General features: G+C 57.1%; 21 protein-coding genes, 1 tRNA gene and 1 pseudogene. 9 read left to right on the forward strand and 14 right to left on the reverse strand.

All coding sequences use genetic code 11. From position 1 onward, the window contains the following. Nucleotides 1-15: 15 nt before the first annotated feature. The 5 genes and pseudogenes from H4W29_RS16235 to H4W29_RS16250 all read right to left on the reverse strand — a co-directional run bounded on the left by H4W29_RS16235 (nucleotide 16) and on the right by H4W29_RS16250 (nucleotide 3,937). Entirely contained in the window at nucleotides 16-528 is a 513-nt protein-coding gene (locus tag H4W29_RS16235; protein WP_210332183.1) for a YHS domain-containing (seleno)protein, read from the reverse strand. 30 nt (nucleotides 529-558) lie between these two features. Beyond that, entirely contained in the window at nucleotides 559-1,149 is a 591-nt protein-coding gene (locus tag H4W29_RS16240) for an ankyrin repeat domain-containing protein (RefSeq protein WP_192729816.1), read from the reverse strand. Nucleotides 1,150-1,399: 250 nt separating this feature from the next. After that, a pseudogene (locus H4W29_RS34775) lies at nucleotides 1,400-1,609 on the reverse strand (DUF6538 domain-containing protein); the annotation flags it as partial. A 586-nt stretch (nucleotides 1,610-2,195) separates the two neighbouring features. Further along, nucleotides 2,196-2,555, reverse strand: coding sequence for a hypothetical protein (locus H4W29_RS16245; protein WP_192729817.1), 360 nt, complete (start codon nucleotides 2,553-2,555; stop codon nucleotides 2,196-2,198). Nucleotides 2,556-2,596: 41 nt separating this feature from the next. After that, entirely contained in the window at nucleotides 2,597-3,937 is a 1,341-nt protein-coding gene (locus tag H4W29_RS16250; protein ID WP_192729818.1) for a hypothetical protein, read from the reverse strand. 441 nt (nucleotides 3,938-4,378) lie between these two features. On the opposite strand from H4W29_RS16250, the gene H4W29_RS34350 reads away from it, so the two are divergent. The 3 genes from H4W29_RS34350 to H4W29_RS16265 are packed head-to-tail and all read left to right on the forward strand — an operon-like array spanning nucleotide 4,379 to nucleotide 6,321. Then, a complete protein-coding gene (locus H4W29_RS34350) occupies nucleotides 4,379-4,531 on the forward strand; it encodes a hypothetical protein (protein ID WP_246517198.1) in 153 nt (50 codons plus the stop codon). Between the two features lie 34 nt (nucleotides 4,532-4,565). Beyond that, entirely contained in the window at nucleotides 4,566-5,666 is a 1,101-nt protein-coding gene (locus H4W29_RS16260; protein ID WP_192729819.1) for an AAA family ATPase, read from the forward strand. Nucleotides 5,667-5,682: 16 nt separating this feature from the next. After that, nucleotides 5,683-6,321 (forward strand): DUF3226 domain-containing protein, encoded by a 639-nt coding sequence (locus H4W29_RS16265; protein ID WP_192729820.1) that lies wholly within the window; start codon nucleotides 5,683-5,685, stop codon nucleotides 6,319-6,321. A gap of 284 nt (nucleotides 6,322-6,605) precedes the next feature. On the opposite strand, the gene H4W29_RS16270 is transcribed toward H4W29_RS16265, so the two are convergent. Then, nucleotides 6,606-6,681: transfer RNA gene (locus tag H4W29_RS16270), tRNA-Ile, on the reverse strand. A gap of 192 nt (nucleotides 6,682-6,873) precedes the next feature. Here H4W29_RS16270 and H4W29_RS16275 point away from each other — a divergent pair. Beyond that, entirely contained in the window at nucleotides 6,874-7,242 is a 369-nt protein-coding gene (locus tag H4W29_RS16275) for a response regulator (RefSeq protein WP_192729821.1), read from the forward strand. 15 nt (nucleotides 7,243-7,257) lie between these two features. On the opposite strand, the gene H4W29_RS16280 is transcribed toward H4W29_RS16275, so the two are convergent. The 4 genes from H4W29_RS16280 to H4W29_RS16295 all read right to left on the reverse strand — a co-directional run bounded on the left by H4W29_RS16280 (nucleotide 7,258) and on the right by H4W29_RS16295 (nucleotide 9,523). Continuing rightward, nucleotides 7,258-7,488, reverse strand: coding sequence for a DUF2934 domain-containing protein (locus H4W29_RS16280; protein ID WP_192729822.1), 231 nt, complete (start codon nucleotides 7,486-7,488; stop codon nucleotides 7,258-7,260). A 237-nt stretch (nucleotides 7,489-7,725) separates the two neighbouring features. Then, a complete protein-coding gene (locus H4W29_RS16285; RefSeq protein WP_007824152.1) occupies nucleotides 7,726-7,917 on the reverse strand; it encodes a hypothetical protein in 192 nt (63 codons plus the stop codon). After that, the gene (locus H4W29_RS16290) at nucleotides 7,914-8,579 is read right to left on the reverse strand and encodes an acyl-homoserine-lactone synthase (RefSeq protein ID WP_192729823.1); all 666 of its coding nucleotides are present in this window, start codon (nucleotides 8,577-8,579) and stop codon (nucleotides 7,914-7,916) included. Before H4W29_RS16290 ends, H4W29_RS16285 begins: the two co-directional genes overlap by 4 nt. 218 nt (nucleotides 8,580-8,797) lie before the next feature. Then, nucleotides 8,798-9,523 (reverse strand): LuxR family transcriptional regulator, encoded by a 726-nt coding sequence (locus H4W29_RS16295; protein ID WP_192729824.1) that lies wholly within the window; start codon nucleotides 9,521-9,523, stop codon nucleotides 8,798-8,800. A 126-nt stretch (nucleotides 9,524-9,649) separates the two neighbouring features. Here H4W29_RS16295 and H4W29_RS16300 point away from each other — a divergent pair, with 126 nt between their 5' ends. Further along, on the forward strand, nucleotides 9,650-9,835 hold the full coding sequence (locus H4W29_RS16300; protein ID WP_007824145.1) for a hypothetical protein: 186 nt from the start codon (nucleotides 9,650-9,652) through the stop codon (nucleotides 9,833-9,835). A 563-nt stretch (nucleotides 9,836-10,398) separates the two neighbouring features. Continuing rightward, nucleotides 10,399-12,327, forward strand: coding sequence for a DUF5054 domain-containing protein (locus H4W29_RS16305; RefSeq protein ID WP_192729825.1), 1,929 nt, complete (start codon nucleotides 10,399-10,401; stop codon nucleotides 12,325-12,327). Here H4W29_RS16305 and H4W29_RS16310 read toward each other — a convergent pair. From H4W29_RS16310 to H4W29_RS16320, 3 genes are all read right to left on the reverse strand, one after another. Continuing rightward, nucleotides 12,324-12,569 carry a DUF2934 domain-containing protein gene (locus H4W29_RS16310; protein WP_192729826.1) on the reverse strand — a complete coding sequence of 82 codons (246 nt, stop codon included), beginning with the start codon at nucleotides 12,567-12,569 and terminating at the stop codon, nucleotides 12,324-12,326. The genes H4W29_RS16305 and H4W29_RS16310 overlap by 4 nt on opposite strands. Before the next feature lie 228 nt (nucleotides 12,570-12,797). Beyond that, nucleotides 12,798-13,013 (reverse strand): hypothetical protein, encoded by a 216-nt coding sequence (locus H4W29_RS16315; protein ID WP_312872305.1) that lies wholly within the window; start codon nucleotides 13,011-13,013, stop codon nucleotides 12,798-12,800. Between the two features lie 9 nt (nucleotides 13,014-13,022). After that, nucleotides 13,023-13,229 (reverse strand): hypothetical protein, encoded by a 207-nt coding sequence (locus H4W29_RS16320; protein ID WP_192729827.1) that lies wholly within the window; start codon nucleotides 13,227-13,229, stop codon nucleotides 13,023-13,025. Between the two features lie 319 nt (nucleotides 13,230-13,548). On the opposite strand from H4W29_RS16320, the gene H4W29_RS16325 reads away from it, so the two are divergent. Continuing rightward, nucleotides 13,549-13,932, forward strand: a complete 384-nt coding sequence (locus H4W29_RS16325; protein ID WP_192729828.1) for a BRA0787 family protein — start codon at nucleotides 13,549-13,551, stop codon at nucleotides 13,930-13,932. A gap of 96 nt (nucleotides 13,933-14,028) precedes the next feature. Further along, nucleotides 14,029-14,436 (forward strand): DUF4174 domain-containing protein, encoded by a 408-nt coding sequence (locus H4W29_RS16330; RefSeq protein ID WP_192729829.1) that lies wholly within the window; start codon nucleotides 14,029-14,031, stop codon nucleotides 14,434-14,436. A 4-nt stretch (nucleotides 14,437-14,440) separates the two neighbouring features. Here the strand turns inward: H4W29_RS16330 and H4W29_RS16335 are convergent, their stop codons facing one another. After that, entirely contained in the window at nucleotides 14,441-15,151 is a 711-nt protein-coding gene (locus H4W29_RS16335) for a GntR family transcriptional regulator (RefSeq protein ID WP_192729830.1), read from the reverse strand. Nucleotides 15,152-15,417: 266 nt separating this feature from the next. On the opposite strand from H4W29_RS16335, the gene H4W29_RS16340 reads away from it, so the two are divergent. Then, nucleotides 15,418-16,506: an ABC transporter ATP-binding protein gene (locus H4W29_RS16340; RefSeq protein WP_192729831.1), complete on the forward strand. Its 1,089-nt coding sequence runs from the start codon at nucleotides 15,418-15,420 to the stop codon at nucleotides 16,504-16,506. Nucleotides 16,507-16,533 lie beyond the last annotated feature (27 nt).

A 16,533-nucleotide genomic window follows, 5' to 3' on the forward strand; every position in this document is an offset into this window, starting at 1 on the left:
CCGCCAATTGGTCAGCTACTGGGCAGAGGGATGCTGCCAGTCTTTCTGCGCCTTCTCCGAGATCAGGATGTTCTGCACTTCCGACCAGTGCTTTTTGGAGTCGACCACCTTGGTGGGGTTCTTCACCAGCCCCTCGGCAGCACCCGGATCATAGCTGATATAGAGCTTGCCTTCGATGATCCGCCAGGCATTCGGATCGATATTGGTGGTCACCGTTCCAAAGGACACGCCATCGGCGCAGTAGCCGCCATATTGCGGGGCATATTTGCCGGGATCCTTGACGAACATGTCACGGTGCTCGGCGCTGGCGAAATACCAGGTCGCCCCCAGCCAGTGATGGGAATATTGCGGCGATCCCTCCACGGCTTTATCGTCAGTGAAATAGGCGACCGGGTCATAGCCCTTGATCGCCACATCCCCGAAATAGCCGGTGTTGACGAAGTCTTCCGCTGTGGCCTCGTTTGCCAGCAGCAGGATGGCAAGGCCGCCTATAGCCGCGGCCTTCACAAATCCATTCCAGTGAGACATTTCAATGCTCCCGTTTTCAGGCGCGCACGCTCATTTTCGCTTCGTGCATTCGTCATAGAGCCACTGACCCGTGAGGTCGGCTCCCTGACAGGCGGCGCCTGCTTTCAACAAAAGAGTGACGGCGTCCCAGTGCGACCGCCATCCGGCCTGGGTCACCGGCGTATAGCCGTTTCTTTCCTTCGGCTCGATATCGGCCTTCTGCGCGAGCAGGAAAGCGATGACATCGGCATGGCCTTCCTCGGCTGCCGCATGCAGCGGCGTCATGTTGTAGAAGTTCTCGTGGTCGTTGACGGAGGCACCCTTGGCCACCAGCAGTTCAACAATATCGAGATGGCCGCCATAGGCCGCCGCATGCAGGGCCGTCAGTCCGCCCTTGTTGCGGATCTCGATATCGCAGCCGCGATCAAGAAGATGAGTGACGACATCGGCCTTGCCGGAGAGGGCCGCGATCAGCAGTGCCGGTTCGCCGGTGTCATCCAGTTCAGCGAGGTTTGCGCCCTGGTCGGCAAGCTGCTTGACGCGATCGACATTGCCTTCGCGCGCGGCATCGTGCAATGGGCCCGCGGACACCGCGGAAATCCCAAGGCCGAAACAGACGAAGCTGATCCAAAAGACATTCATCGCGCACCCCCGTCTTGCCATTACTGGCTTACAAGCGCGAAAGTGCATTTAAGCTATCATGAATATGATGGGGCGGCAATGAATGGAGACGCTATCGACAGGCTCTGAAGGTGAGAGCCTTAAAAGGGCAAGATGATCACAGGACGTGAACCGCGTCGGGTTTGCCGGAGGCTCCAACTTCTGAGAACGTGGAGCCGATATGAGCAAGCCTACGTGGCCACGCGACAAATGCTGCGCATTTGCGCGGATGTCATCGACGCCTTCGCGCGCCGGATTGTGGGCTGGCGGGTACCTTCCGGGTTAGGTCGATCGTCTCGCCACGCTTCAGTGCCTCGCGGTGGCTCTTCCACAACTCATCAAGAAGATGGCTCTCTCGCCTTGCCGCGTCGGCAGCAGCCTTATGGTTTGAAGTGTGGAGGGCAATCACGACTTCGGTCTTTCCGAGTGCTTTGACCAGGTCGGAGGGGACCTGTGTTGTCTGACATCAGTATCCGGAAAATGTGGGAATCTGTGGGATTATCCGGGAACACGCGCTAATGTGCCTAAAAGCAAGCTCTTAACTGGGGCGGAGAGGGAAGCCCCGTGAACCATCTCTGACAGTCCAAATAAAGAAAAGGCGGAGTTAGCGAAAAGGAGGCTTGAATTGGATGGTTACCTCGAAATGCATTCGAGAAACTTGGAGCCGCCTTCAAGTACCCTTCAATTCCTGCAAAACAAGGCGTTCGAAGTTATTCACGACGGAACGAGAAACCGGTCCCGTGGGCTTGTGCCTTTCCTGCCAAAAAAATTCCCATATCAGCGTGAAAATCTCTCTGAAACCTCAATTAGTGAAGGAAATCACAGGAATGGCTCGCTTCCTGACGCCGGGGAGATTTCCACATGGCGGCCGCTATACGGCCTACAGCATCGGCCCGAAAATCGGAATCGATTTTCGGAAAGCCTGATGCGTAGATTCAAAGGGATGGAGCGTCCTTTGTGCGTCCGATTGGATGCACGGCGCTCTAGCTGTAAATACACGGGGCTGCGCGCCCCCCCGATAATGGTAGTTACTTCTCTGGACAGCCGGCGACCAACCAATCCTCGATGTCTTGCAGCATTTGCGCCCCAGTCACGACCGAACCGTCAGACAGCGTAACGTTGTAGCTGGCGGAAGTGACTTTCTTCGCAAATCTGGGCATCTGCGGATTTTCACAAAGGCCGGCCTTCAAAATTTCCAAAAATCCTGAAGCGGCGGGATTCGCCGCGTCTACGGCTGGGATTGCGGCACCGTTACATCCAACGCCCGGAATATTCATTCCAATGAAGATGTTGCGGTCAACATCCCAGAATTCGCCGTGAGGCGCGTTTCCAGCTCGGGGCCCGATCAGGCTGAGGTACTCTTGCAGCCGCGCATATGAAATTGTCAATTTTTGATCCTCCAAATTCTTTATCAAGCCAATGCGTCAGCTCACCAGACGCAGCGTTTCGGAGGAGAGTTCATCTCCTTTTGTGCCCTTTGCGGGAGTGAGTAGAGGAAGTCAGTTTGAATGAAGAAAAGCTTATCGTTCTTCATATACCATTCGGGCAACGGCGCACCGCGCTCAGCAACGAGCTTGTCGTCTTTCATGAAGTATTTGTCGCCGATTATTTCGCGACATCCCTTCGGGTCGAGATCGAATTCCGGGACAGTTGGCGTCAATATGCACATCGCCGCTGCTTGGCTTGCAACCGACTTCGTGTCGTCAGGAGATATAACTGCCGTTGAGTGACAGGTAATGCACGACGACCGAACAAAGCCTTTCTCCACATGGGCGTCGGAGAGCATTGTGGGGGCACCGGTCGAACTGTCAAACTCGATTTGCGTCCCGCCCAATACATAGTTTTCCCACACGGTTCCCTTCAGCGCCGAAGGCTGCCCGAATTCGTCGGGAGTTTCAATGCCAGGCTCCAGCTTGTCACCAAAGCTCAATTGATCTTTGTGGTGAAAACTCGCCCAGAACCAGTTGGGGATGTCCTTTGTAATTACGTGCAATGTCATAAGGCCATACTTCTTGCCTTTGTAATCAGCAGAATAGAAGGTATTCCATTTTTCTTTGGGCACTTTCTCTCGTTCGAGGTCGATCCATGCGGCCTTAACCTCCATTGCACCTGGCGGGAACACGATAAGGGGCTTCTTGCCATCCTGATATGCCTGTGCATAACGGCGGAGGCCATCCTTGCTCCAAAGACAGTTGCGCTTGATAAATTCAAACGTCTCACGGTTTAAGCGGGTTTCTCCAAACGCGCCGCCCCCTTCGAAAATACCGTCGCCTGGCGAAAACTGAGGTTTCGCTTTGTCGATCAACGCCCAGTCATGGAATGAGATCTGGCGCGGATCGATAGGCTGCCGGTCTGACCCCGAAAACGCTTGTACCCTCGTGATTGCTTCCTTCGGAACCTGTCCAGGTTTTTCATCAGGAATCGTGGTGTCGTTCCAGTCAGGAGGCTCGACTCCATCCTTCAAAAACACTTCACCCTGAACACCTATCTTGCCGGCATTTCGCCAACTTTCCCAAACAGTAGTCGAACCGGGGTCTCCGATTGGGCGGGCACAGTCGGCTCGACCGCGTTCAATTTCCCGGTCAACCGCAGGGTGGTTGAGCATCAAAAAGAGGTCCCACGCATGCTTACTGGGAAAGTCGAGCGCGTCAGACCTCACAGGCGCTAATTGGCAATAATTATGCGCTGTCTTATCGGCAGCAAACGCCGTTGGCATAGTTGTCGTGGATAGAAGTAGGCAGCAGAATCCTTGAACAAAGATATTTCGCATCACATCCTCCCCCAGTATGCTTGCGCTAACTATCGCAATACTAGCGCAGTTATGATAATACACGCATAGTGCTGCAACTCTAACGTGACTGCAAGTGTTTTTATCGCTTGTCTGAGTACACTATGCAATTGGAATCAGTAACTGATGGGCTTCCTTGCCGTGATCCGAATTGTATTATCGGCGATATTGTGAGCTAATTCAGACGTATAGTATGTCGCGGCGATGGCTGATTTGGGGTCTTCAAGGTTTGTCGTTTTTTCTGCCTGCTGGTTTACGCTGCAATGTCCGCGATCTCGCCGTATTAGCATAGCACACGCGGGCTGCTCATATCGCCGCTTTCCATACCGTCACCGGCGGCGGTTGGACGACAGGGAACTATGTCGGCGGGCGGGGGCGGTCGCTTTCTGCGGCTCGAAGCTCTGGCTTCCGCCGGGGCTGACAATGACCAACATCCGCCTCGATAACCTGTTGGTCCTGAGACACCTCTGCAACACGGGCGGCACCGGTGTCGCAGAGATCGGAGCGCCGATCGTCCGCAAGATCGCCGATCCTCGCGTCGCATGGGAAGCTGGTGGCCTAATCCTCTGCAGGTAGGCAGCTTGCTAACGAGCAACTGATGAGTCACAACATGCTGCAGGAGAATGGCGATACACCTTGTGCGAGCTTCCAGATGATCAGAACGCTTAATGTAAACAATTTTAGGTGCTTCAGGGAGCTTTCTGCAGCTGACTGTGGGCTTGTTAACGTCATCGTTGGCGACAACGGTGTCGGCAAAACGACGATCTTGGAAGCAATATTTGCGGCTCTAAATGCTGGCACAGACATTGCGATAAGGTATAGGCAACAGCGTGGATTGGAAGGCAATTTCACAGGTTCGCCAAAGGTAATAGAGGACGCGATCTTCTCTGACCTTTTCTTTCAGAAGGATACGACGAAAGCCATATCAATTGAGCTATCAGGCGATGGCCCAGAGGCGCGCTCGCTTTATATCTCCCGTTCGCAAGGCGGAACGATGTTCCTACCGGCATTCATGGGAGAAACGTCTGGGACCACCGGACTGGGCACCCTTCTTTTCCAGTGGAAGGACGCGACCGGGAACGTGCGGCCCGCTTCTTTCCAGATCAATCCAAATGGGAGCGTAGGTTTTGGCAATACCGGCGAGGACCTGCCAGATTTCTTTTATTTCTCGTCAATGCAGCCCATCGGGGCTCAGGAGACAGCGGGTCGGTTTTCCGAACTGAGTAAGGCTCGCCGATCGAAAGACTTTGTAGGCGCGTTCGTGAGAGAATATCCGTGGATTGAAGACCTCAATATAGAGGTCGTTGGAGGCGCACCTGTTCTACATGCCACGGTTACAGGCATAGACGAGAAGATACCTGTTGCTAATGTTTCCGGCGCGATCAGCCGTATCATCGCTATCCTCTTGGCGATCACCGCTCACCCAGGCGGCGTAGTGCTCGTAGATGAGTTGGAAAACGGCGTCTATTACAAGCATTATGGGTCCGTCTGGAGATCTGTTTTGTCATTCTGCCGTTCCAGCCGTACCCAGATATTCACTACAACCCATAGCCTGGAATGGCTGACCGCTCTTGTGGAAGCGGCGGGGAAAGACGTCTCCGATATAATGCTTTGGCGCGTTGAGAGAAGCGAAGGAGGAGCACCTTTGCTGAGAACTTTTACCGGCAAACAACTAAAGGCGGGTCTAGAGATCGGGGGAGAGCTAAGGTAGCGTGCGGGACACTCATTTGCAGGAATTCACCTTTTTTCTTCCGCGACTAATCCTTTGTGAGGGTCCTCACGATGCCGGCTTCTTTCGTGGCCTTATATCCCAGCGCCAGCTCAAGGAATTCCATATAAAATCTCCTGACAAGGAGACAGGGCCCGGGATTTCAGGTTTCAAGAGAAGTCTGGAAGGGTTCCCCGCGATCACCGGCTTCGAGAAAGTGAAAGACATTGTTGTTGTTGCAGACAATGACGATGACCCCGCGACAGCATTCGCGGATGTTTGCAAACAAATCACAGATGCTGGCTTGGTGCCGCCAAATCAGCCCGGCGCGGTCAGTGTTGGGAACCCCAATATTCACGTAATGATGATCCCCGCCGCTAATCAAAGCGGTTCACTCGAAAGTCTTTGTTACTCCGCGGGAACGAGGGGCAAAGCGGCGATCGCAAGCTGCATCAGTGCTTTCGAAGCGTGTCTTGGGATAGCGGGCTGGCCGGAACAGAAGAAAGCAAAAATGAGGCTTCGCAGCTATTTGGCAGGCACCTACCGCAGAAATCCAGACATTCTCTTCAGTCGAGTCTGGATCGAGCAGCCAAACCTAATCCCGCTGCAGGACGCCGTCTTCGATCCTATCGCAGCGTATCTCGACACCATACCATAAGCCAGCCCGCGCCATCTCATTGTCTATCCCTTCGATGAAGGACCATCGTGGTTCGGAAAATGGCCAGCGCCTCAAATCGTAGTGGTCGCCAAAGTGTCTAGAAACAGGCGCAAGGCTCCCGCGCCTCCCTCTGCAATTCAAAGGCTCTTTAAAGGGGCTTCAAGCTGTCGTCGCTCCACCCTTTTTGAAATCGAAAATTCCGGAACTTGCTGTCAAAATTCCGGTTTTTCGCGTCCGGCTACACCGTTCAAACAGTTAGTGGCGGCGATCTCGGTGGGAAAAGATGGTGGGCCCGGAGGGACTCGAACCCCCAACCAAGCGGTTATGAGCCGCCGGCTCTAACCATTGAGCTACAGGCCCGGCACCCATGGTGCGGTCAGCCGGGGCAATGGCACCCGCGGCTTTTGTCCGCTTAACGCAAATCCGGGACAGTCACAAGCCATGAGCGCAAGCATCTGTGGACGATGCATATTTCCGGTTTGCCCTCTGGAACCTTCGCAGGCGGGCTACATTTACTTCTGTCAGGGTGGATCTGAAGAGGGCAATCGCAGAATGGTGGCTTCCCAGGGTGCCGTGGTGCTCATCGTCGAGGATGAGCCGCTGATCAGGTTCAATATTCTTGACGTGCTTGAAGACGTGGGGCATGTGGCGCTCGAGGCGGGGAACGCGGATGAGGCGATGGTGCTTCTGAAGGCCCGCAACGATGTCGATATTCTCTTCACGGATGTCAACATGGCCGGTTCGATGGATGGCATCCAGCTCGCCAAGCGGGTGAGGGCGATGCGGCCGAATATCGGCATCATCATCACCTCGGGCATGGTGCGGCTCGATCCCATGTCGCTGCCGGCCAACACGGCTTTCCTGCCGAAACCCTATCTACACGAGGCCTTGATCTCGACGATCGCTGCCATGACGCGGTAGCTGCGGTCGGAACGATCAATCGGGGCTTGCCATCGACGGCGAGGCGATAGGAATGCCCGGTGCTCCGGTGGCACCTTCGGTTTCTTCGAGCTGTTTGCGCTGCTCGCTGGCCTTTGGTGTCTCGTCGCCGCGCAGTTCGGCTTCGGCATCGCTCCAATGGCGCAGATCTTCGCCTTCCGGCCTGCCTTCCTTTTCCCAGATTGCATAGGCGCGTTCGCGCACGCGGTCCTCGTTTCGGTCCGTCATGGCTATCTCCCTTGGTTTTCGATCACATAGAACCGGCCGGGGAGCGGAATGTTCCGACAAGGCGCCTGACATCGGGAGGCGCAGCCGGGCCTGAAGGGGAGGTCTGCTTCAAGGCCCGGCCGCTGCCGGGGGAACGGTTAGAGCATTTCATTTTTCTTCGAATAACGAAAATGCTCTATCTCTTTGTTTTCACGCAACTCCGGACGCAAAGCCGCTGCGCACTTTTGCTGGAATTGCTTAGTTATAGCTGCTCTTCAGCAGGTCGTTTTCCTGATGCGCCTTCTTCTCGTAGATCGTGAAGAGAGCCATCGAGAGGAGATAGGAGAGGAAGGGGTCTCCCATCTGCGTGGCGATATCGCGGGATGCGAGGATATGTCGTTCCAACGCACCGATGTCTTTTTGTACGGTGGTTTCACTCAAGCGGTTCATGCTGCCATCTCCAGGAATTGAGTCACGACGGAACGCGTCGGGACATAGCGGGTGTAGAGGGGGGTATCGATGCCGAGGGATGCACGCATCCTGTCCAGCACGTGTTCGGAAACTTCGAAGGCGCCGCAGCAGACCGGATATTTGCCGTAGCCGTCGGCGCGGCCGAGTTCATCGACCTCGGCGCCGGCACGCTTGTAGACGCGTTTCAGGTGGGGTTCGTAGTTGGAGATCATGGTGTGGATGCCGTGATCGAGGGCGCATTCGCAGAGTGCCAGCAGCAGCATAGAGAAGGCGCGGCCGGCATCGACATCGGGAAAATCGTCGGCGATCGCTTCCTCGTCGATGCACATGCGGGTGCCTTCCCAGATGCCGGGGGCAACGAGATTGGCTGCCTGCGGGAAGGTCGCGCGGAAGACGTCGTAGAGGAGGGTCGGTCCGGTCGTCGGCATGAGGCGCATGCCGCCATAAAGGCGGGTGCGGGTTTCGTTGCACCAGACGAGATAGGCCGGGCAGAGCGAGTCATAGCTGTCGCGCTCGAAGGGGCCGATTACCGGAACGTTCCAGCCAAGGGTGTCCGCAAAGACTTTCTTGCGCAGGCGGAACATCTGGTCGAGTATGAAAGCGTATTTCTGATACTCATGTGCCTGAATGATAACGAACATTTTTCCCTCCAGCGTGTTGGGTTCGTGAGGGCAGAATGGTTCAGGACGGCGGTATCGGAAATTCCCTCATATGGGTGCCTACAGATGAGCCCCCGCATATGAGGGGGTCGTTTGGAGCCCTTTCTGGTCAGCTTGAATCATTCCATCGGCTGAGACGGGCCGCCCGATCGACCGGCCGGTCTCAGCTAACAGAATGCTCGATCTGATTGGGAAAAACCCTAGGGGTTGATGATGCGCAGCTGCACGGCCCGCGAGGCGGCCGCGGAAATGGTGGCGCAGCCGAGCTTGAAGCGGGCGGTTTTCAGATAGTCGCGGGTCGTATGCTCGGAAATGCCGAGGATGACGGCGATGTCCTTGTAATCCTTGCCGAGTGCCGTCCAATGCAGACATTCGATTTCGCGCGGGGAAAGCGTCGGCACCGGGTCGTTCTCGCCGTGGAGCTCGTAGATGGCCTTGCGATGGATGACATGGGCGAGCTCGATCCACTCATTGCGATAGAGCTTGACCATGGCGGTCCAGTCATCGAGCGGAATGCGGGCGTTGATCGACAGCAGCGCGCGGCGCTGCGCCTTGTCGGCAACGGGGATCGAATAGCCGTTGCCGCCGATCCCGTGCTTCTGGGCGTCGACGAGCATGGCATAGGCTTCCGGCGTCGGCTCCACCTCGCTCCAGTCGAAGGGCAGCTGGCGCTCGAAGCCCTGTTTTACGATCGGATCGACCTTCACATAGCTGTTGAGCAGATAGCGCGACACCCAGGCGTCCGGGTAGGTGGTGCGCACGAAAGGGGCATCGATCTTTGCCGCAATGGTCTGAGCGAGGTGATAGGTGACATAGTCGACGGCATACTCCGCCTGGAAAATGCGGATGGAAGCATCGACATTGATCGCAGCCTTGATCTGTTCGAAAACGGGTTCGAACTTTTGGGAATAACTATTTTCCGTCATCGTGCCGCCTGTCTCAAACCGTTCAATCCTACCGCGAGGAATGTCAAAAATACAAGGCATCCCCACATATGCGGGGAATGACTTTTCCATATCCGTCTGTTAGCGCCTTTTTCGGGGAGGCTCCAGATGGACAGCAAGAGAACGTTCGATATCGCCGAATGCCATCAGGCAGCCAAAGGGCTGAGATCGAGCTGGCAGGACATGGCTGGCTCCGAGGCGCTGATCCGCGCGCTCGTTGCCGAACGCAACGGCGATACGTTGCTTGCCTTGTTCTGGACAGAGGTTCACCGGACGCTCTGCGAAGAGAAATAGTCGCTCCTTTATCGCTACATCAGTCACGCATTTCTTCCGTACAGACGGATCGTCGGGCTGCCGGAAAAGCGGTCCGCCCGGATATGGCCATGTTGAAATCTCCCAGCGAAATTTCGCGTGGGGGAAGGAATTCGCTCGCCCGATCCGAACATGGGGCATGGACGGTGATTTCGATCATGGAGGCCATTGGCAAGAGGTCCGGGCTATGTCGTGTAAGGCAGCAAGATGACAGGTGTATCGTGCGTGCACCGCCTTGGCCGGTCAGGTTAATAGCGTATGAACACGTTTTCACATTTTGTCGCCACTTAATTTGCGTTGCCTGCCGGAAGCAAGATGGGCAAAGTCCAGCTCGATGAAATATCCAGCATATTCGGGACCACTCAAGCAAATATGCTTGACGGATCGTTACCACAAAGCGCAAAGGTGTTTGTGGAAACGGTTACACAAAATGCCATTGTGCCATATTGGGAGGGGATTGGGATTGCGTGTCGAACGCAAAATCATTTGCGTTGCGTCTCATGAGAGCTGCTTGACGACGGCGAGACTGATCTAGCGGAATGCAGATGACAGAAAAGCGCGTGCACCTGGTCTTCAAGACCCATCTCGATATCGGTTTCACCGACCATGCCGAGAAGGTTCGCCGTCAGTATCACGAGCGCTTCATTCCGCAGGCGATCGAGACCGGTGCGCATTTCTATGCCGAAAACCCTGAAGAGCCGAAGTTCATCTGGACAACAGGTGCGTGGCTGATCTGGGATTATCTGAATTCGCGTTCCCCTGTCGAGGTCGCAGCACTTGAACAGGCGATCGAGCGCGGGCTCATCCGCTGGCACGGGCTGCCTTTCACCACCCATACCGAGCTGATGTCGCCAGACCTGTTCCGCGCGGGCCTTTCCTATTCGCAGGAGCTCGACCGCCGTTTCGGCAAGCAGACGATTGCGGCGAAGATGACCGACGTTCCCGGTCACACACTCGGCATGGTGCCGTTGCTTGCGGAGGCCGGCATCCGCTTCCTGCATCTCGGCGTCAACACCGCTTCGCCGCCGCCTGACGTGCCTGACATCTTCCGTTGGCGCGCGCCTGATGGTGCCGAAGTCGTTGTCATGTACCAGCGTTCCTATGGCGAGACCTATTTCCCCGAAGGTTTCGACGACGGGCTGAGTTTTGCGCATACGCAGGACAATATCGGCCCGCAGAGCGTGCCGCAGACGGCGGAAGCCTATCGCGATATGCGCCGCCTCGAGTCTGACGCGATCATCCGCGCGGCGACGCTGGAGGATTACGGCGCGATCCTCTGGGAAAAGCGCGAGCGTTTCCCAGTGCTGGAGCTGGAGTTGGGTGACAGCTGGATCCACGGAAGCGCCGCGGACCCGTTGAAGACGGCGAAATTTCTGGCTCTGCAGCGGCTCTATGACCGCTTTGTGGGCGAGGGGCTCAACAGCCGCAGGCTCGCCTTCGGCCGTGGCCTCGCCATGGTGGCGGAGCATACGTGCGGGGTGGATATCAAATCCTATCTGCGTGATGACAAGGCCTGGGCAAAAGCCGATTTCAACACCGCGCGCAAAACGGATTACCGTTTCGCCTACACCGAGGCGTCGTGGGACGAGCAGCGCGGCTATATCGATCAGGCCGTCGCCGAACTCGATGCCGACGACCAGCAACAGGTGCAGGCCGTGCTCGCAGAACTCTTCGCGCCGGCGCTCGTTGGCAGCGCGAGCCGGGAGACCCGCCTTGATGCCGGCGGCTGGTCGATCGAGCTTGACGAGGTGACGGGCGATGTCGCTGCGGTGACTTCGCCGCTGGGGCGCCGGATTGCCGGTCGCAATGGTTCGCTGATCGCCTATCGCTATGAGAGCTATGATGCTGCCGACGTCAACAGACATATGGACAGCTATCTGACGCATCGGCAGGAATGGGCGGTGCTCGATCACGACAAGCCGGGGCTTGGCCGTTCGGGTGCGGCGCTTTCGAAAGTTTTTGTGCCGAGCCTGGAAGATGCGGGCGAGGCTGGAGTTCTCTTGTCCATGCCGGCCGAGGCCGTCGAGCGGTTCGGGGCGCCACGCCAGCTCGCCGTGGAGTTTTCGGCTGATGGCGATGCCTTGCAACTGCGGCTCTCTTTGCGCGACAAGCTGGCCAACCGCATGCCGGAGGCGAGTTTCCTGTCGTTCACGCCTGATGGCGCAAAGGACTGGCTCTTCAGGAAGATGGGTCTGTGGCACCGGTCCGGCAATTTCGCCCGGTCCGGCGGCGCGCAGTTACAGGCGGTCAACGCGGTCAGCGGCGTATCAGGGGATGCCGGAGCATTCGTCGTCGAGCCCCTGGATACGCCGCTGGTTGCGCCGCAGAGCTGGGATTTCATGTCCTTTTGCAAAGGCTTGCCGGATTTTGCTGATGGAATCCGCTTCAACCTGCACAACAACAAGTGGGGAACCAACTTCCCCATGTGGTGGGAAGGTGATTTCTCCGCTCGTTTCAGGATCGCCCTGGATTAACCGGCGCGCGACAGCCTCTGGCGTGGGGTGGCGGTAACTGCCGGCTGGGGTGCTTTGGGCGTTTTCGGGAATTTGACGAGGACTTCATTGCCGTCCGTCGAGGCACGCGTATGTTCCAGCCGTTCGCGTTCGGCTGTTGCCTGGAGCCAATGTTCGGCATCGCGGCCATGCGGCCTGCCTTCCATTTCCCAGATCGCGTAGGCTCGCTTGCATATCCACTCATGCCGGGAGGTGTTGCTCATCGTTCCGTCCTTCTTGCGCCAATGTTCTTCCCACATCGATTCCACACGATTGGCCTCCCGCCGAAGCGGTACCTCAAGCTGATCTTGTAGAAGGAGCCGGCAATTATGCCGGCATTTCGATGGGGCCGCATGGCATTTCGCCATGCTCACCGGAAGAACGGTTTCACCTGACATGTGTTCCAGACATATTCTGTGAAATTTCGCTCCAAGAGGTGGAGGGAGGGACAGTCATTCGGAGCGTGACCGCTCGCTGTTGGCCTCGTCGTGTTTGACGTTCCAGTCCTTGTTCGGCTTCTGGCCGGGCGGCGTGCAGTGGATGGTCGCATCATCGGAGTGAGTGATGACGCGCGGCTTGGCGCTGGAGACGCCGCTGTTGCGGCGGCCCTCGTCCGAACGCGCGAACTGTCCTTCGGCGTCCTTGTGGATTTTGTCCTTGCCGCTCACGATCCTGTCCTACTCGTGAATACGATCGGGCAGAACAGGCGGACGGCGCTTGGCGGCCATCAGCAAGTCGAGTTCGACGGAAGATGGACCGAAGCGGGTGAAGAGGCTTTCGGCCTGCTCGTTCTTGAGGCCGTATTTGGTGGCGAATTCGTGAAGACTATAGGGACGGCCACGCAGGGTGCGGCTGCGTCGTTCAGGTCGGTGAATTTGCGTCATTGGTAATCTCCCCAGACTGCTTGCTAGGGCAAAACCGGCCAGCACGCTAAAGGTTCCGAATCTGGCTTTCCGATGCGATCTTGGAGGGAAAACGCCGTTTGAACCCGCCTCGGCAGCAAAAAAATGCCGGCAAGTCGCAATGAATTTCAATCGGTTAGAACATGCCGGCGGACAGGTGGGCAGAAATGGCTTTATCACGCCTGTGTTACTCTATAAAATGAATCGTGTATCCGGTCCGAAGGAGGAGCCGAGCGTTATTTCCGCGTCGATCCGGACCGGGTCTTGAGGAAGCTGGCTAAATCCATCAGAGGAGACAGACATGATGAATGCACTGCCGCCACTTCACGACGGACATGCCCCGTTTATCCTGCAACAGCTGTTCCGTGAGGCGCTTTATGCCTACGAGGAATGGGACAGCGAACTGACGGAGCCGATTGTCACCCATGAAGGCAGGGTCATTCCGATCAGCTTCGTTTTCGAAGCCATGCGCGAATGCACTGATATCGTCCCGGCCAATATCGTCGGCGCCGTTACCGAACGGCTGACCAAGCCCTGGGAAGGCGAGGGACCGCTGGACCAGATGACCTTCTCCACGGCAGCGCGCGTCATGCGCGTTCTGGTGCGCAAGCGCCTTCTTGCCAATGGCACGCCTGATATCACAGCGCTTTCGACGCGCGCACCCGAAGCGGAACCCCGCGACTAGGCCTTCCAGGATCGCGGCACTGGCCGCGATCCTGTTCCCCGCGGGGAACCCTGCTCATTTCCAGCCGTTGAAACAGGCAGAGAAGGAATGAGCACCATGTTGAGATCCATTCTACACGAAATTATGGGAACGGGCGTCCGCGAGGCTCATACGCCACGATCGCTGGAACAGTTTCTTGGCGAAAAGAATGTCCTCATCGTCTTTGCAGATGCCGAGGACGACAGGCCGATCGTTCAGGACGAATTGCTGCGCAAATCACAGATGCGGCTGATCGAAGATGATATCGAGGTTTTCACGATCGCCGGCGGCGGCGCATTCTCGCTTTTCGAGGGTGGGCAGGACCTTGATGCCGACGAACTGCGGGATGAGCTTCAGGGGCCGCTCAGCGGCGAATTTGGGCTCGTGCTTGTTGGCACTGACGGCAAGGTGAAGATGCGCTCCAGCGAGCCAATGAGCGTGGAGGAGATCAGCCGCGCAGCTGATATCTCGTCGCCGGGCCACTGAGTTTTCAGAGTTCGAATGCTTCCTTGAGGCCGAGGCTCTTGCGTTCGCGCAGGTCGAGGTCGGCCTCGATATGGGCGATGTGGTGGAGCATCAGATGGCAGGCGCGATCGAGTTCCCTGCTTTCGATCGCCTCGATGATGTCCCCGTGTTCGGCATGGCCGCAGCTCGAGACGGTCGATTGCCCGTAAAGCGCGATCACAAGGGATGAACGGGCGACGAGTTCCTCCATGAAGCGCTGCATGATCGCATTGCCCGATATGGCCGCGAGCGTCAGGTGGAAATCGCCGGATGCCTTGATCTCGGCCCGTCTTGCCGTCTGGCCGCGCTCGCCCATCAGCCGGCCTTCTTCCAAGAGCAATTGCTTGAGATGCTGGATATCCGACTGCGTGATGCGGGCCGCTGCTTCGCGCAGAATGCCGGGCTCGACCAGGCGGCGGGCGGCAAAAATCTGCCGGGCCTCTTCCGGAGAGGGGTAAGCGACGAAGGCGCCACGGTTTTTCTCGACGCTGACGAGACCTTCATAGGAAAGCGCCTGCAAGGCGGCGCGCGCCAGCGTGCGGCTGACATTGAAGAGATTGCCGACATCGCTTTCCGACAGTTTCGTGCCGGGTGACAGGCGCCGCTCGACGATAGCCTCCCTGATTGCATCGCGGATCTGCGGGACGCCCGTTTCCCTGATGTCGTCATGGCTCATGGCGCTTGCGGCGGATTTCATGAAATCGGTTTCCTTGATGTCGGCAAACCATAGCTGCCTTCGTCTCAAAAGTTAAATGAATTTGTACGCACGGCCTGGGTGAAATTGTATACGATTTTCTGCACGAATTGAGGACGAAAGCCCATTTTGTGTGCAGCGCGAAAAGTGCCGGAAATTTCGTCAGTCCGCATGATGCCATTAAAAATTCATGGTTTGCAAGGGCTTAGGATGTGCTCACCAAATTGGCACGGCAGATGCATTGTCTTTCTCGAACAGGGGAAGACACGATGTCGAAAGCGGCAGAGATCGATATAGCATCCGTTTCAAAGGTCTATGGCGCGACCACGGCGGTCCATGCCATCAGCCTGAAAATCCCGGCCGGCTCCTATTGCTGCTTCCTGGGTCCGTCCGGCTGCGGCAAGACCTCGACGTTGCGCATGATCGCCGGTCACGAGACGATTTCGTCTGGTGACATCAGGCTTGGCAATACCGTCGTCACCGATTTCCCGCCGGCAAAACGCGGCACGGCGATGATGTTCCAGTCCTATGCGCTGTTTCCGCATCTCGACCTCGTCGACAACGTCGCCTTCAGCCTGAAGATGAAGGGTGTCGACAAGGACGAGCGCCGCGCCAAGGCACTGGAGATGCTGAAGCTGATGCAGATGGAGGCCTATGCCAGCCGGCGGCCGGCGCAGCTTTCCGGAGGCCAGCAGCAGCGCGTCGCTCTGGCGCGTGCCTTGATCACCGATCCGGAAGCGCTGCTGCTCGATGAGCCACTTTCTGCACTTGATCCGTTCCTGAAGATCCGCATGCGCGCAGAGCTGAAAAAGCTGCAGAAAACGCTCGGCATTACCTTCGTGCATGTGACGCACAGCCAGGAAGAGGCGATGGCGCTCGCCGACATTATCGTCATCATGAATGACGGGAAGATCGAGCAGGCGGCCTCGCCGCGGCAGGTCTTCGAAAAGCCGGCGACCGCCTTCGTCGCCCGCTTCATGGGCGATCATAACGTGCTCTCCGGCCGCGTCACCTCAAGCGAGAACGGCGTGATCGTGATGACGGTGCCGGAAGGGCAGAGTTTTTCCGTGCGCGGGACGGGCAGGGAGGTCGGCGAGCCCATCGATATCGGCATCCGCACTGACCGCGTACGTCTTCAGGTGGCGACCGAATGGACCCTCGGCTTCAACGGCATCGTCTCCAATATCGAATATCGCGGCTCCTCGGTGAAGATCACCGTCTTCGGAGCTGGCAGCGACGATTTCACCGTCATCGCAAGCGACAGCGATTACTTCGCCAGCCCGGTTTCGGTCGGCGATGCGGTGTCTTTGAGTTGGGCTCTGGAGGATGCCGTCCTCCTTGGCCGCGTTTCCGCATGACCTTCAGCATCAAGAAAAGGGGAACTG

It is taken from the genome of Rhizobium viscosum, from assembly GCF_014873945.1.
In the GTDB taxonomy this organism is placed as follows: domain Bacteria; phylum Pseudomonadota; class Alphaproteobacteria; order Rhizobiales; family Rhizobiaceae; genus Rhizobium; species Rhizobium viscosum.

Coding starts and splice junctions, on each gene's coding strand:
- H4W29_RS16260 (WP_192729819.1), top strand. CDS start 4,566: ATGCTGCAGGAGAATGGCGATACACCTTGTGCGAGCTTCCAGATGATC.
- H4W29_RS16320 (WP_192729827.1), bottom strand. CDS start 13,229: ATGACGCAAATTCACCGACCTGAACGACGCAGCCGCACCCTGCGTGGC.
- H4W29_RS16285 (WP_007824152.1), bottom strand. CDS start 7,917: ATGAACCGCTTGAGTGAAACCACCGTACAAAAAGACATCGGTGCGTTG.
- H4W29_RS16300 (WP_007824145.1), top strand. CDS start 9,650: ATGGACAGCAAGAGAACGTTCGATATCGCCGAATGCCATCAGGCAGCC.
- H4W29_RS16290 (WP_192729823.1), bottom strand. CDS start 8,579: ATGTTCGTTATCATTCAGGCACATGAGTATCAGAAATACGCTTTCATA.
- H4W29_RS34350 (WP_246517198.1), top strand. CDS start 4,379: ATGACCAACATCCGCCTCGATAACCTGTTGGTCCTGAGACACCTCTGC.
- H4W29_RS16280 (WP_192729822.1), bottom strand. CDS start 7,488: ATGACGGACCGAAACGAGGACCGCGTGCGCGAACGCGCCTATGCAATC.
- H4W29_RS16335 (WP_192729830.1), bottom strand. CDS start 15,151: ATGAAATCCGCCGCAAGCGCCATGAGCCATGACGACATCAGGGAAACG.
- H4W29_RS16275 (WP_192729821.1), top strand. CDS start 6,874: ATGGTGGCTTCCCAGGGTGCCGTGGTGCTCATCGTCGAGGATGAGCCG.
- H4W29_RS16305 (WP_192729825.1), top strand. CDS start 10,399: ATGACAGAAAAGCGCGTGCACCTGGTCTTCAAGACCCATCTCGATATC.
- H4W29_RS16235 (WP_210332183.1), bottom strand. CDS start 528: ATGTCTCACTGGAATGGATTTGTGAAGGCCGCGGCTATAGGCGGCCTT.
- H4W29_RS16295 (WP_192729824.1), bottom strand. CDS start 9,523: ATGACGGAAAATAGTTATTCCCAAAAGTTCGAACCCGTTTTCGAACAG.
- H4W29_RS16340 (WP_192729831.1), top strand. CDS start 15,418: ATGTCGAAAGCGGCAGAGATCGATATAGCATCCGTTTCAAAGGTCTAT.
- H4W29_RS16250 (WP_192729818.1), bottom strand. CDS start 3,937: ATGCGAAATATCTTTGTTCAAGGATTCTGCTGCCTACTTCTATCCACG.
- H4W29_RS16330 (WP_192729829.1), top strand. CDS start 14,029: ATGTTGAGATCCATTCTACACGAAATTATGGGAACGGGCGTCCGCGAG.
- H4W29_RS16310 (WP_192729826.1), bottom strand. CDS start 12,569: ATGAGCAACACCTCCCGGCATGAGTGGATATGCAAGCGAGCCTACGCG.
- H4W29_RS16240 (WP_192729816.1), bottom strand. CDS start 1,149: ATGAATGTCTTTTGGATCAGCTTCGTCTGTTTCGGCCTTGGGATTTCC.
- H4W29_RS16325 (WP_192729828.1), top strand. CDS start 13,549: ATGATGAATGCACTGCCGCCACTTCACGACGGACATGCCCCGTTTATC.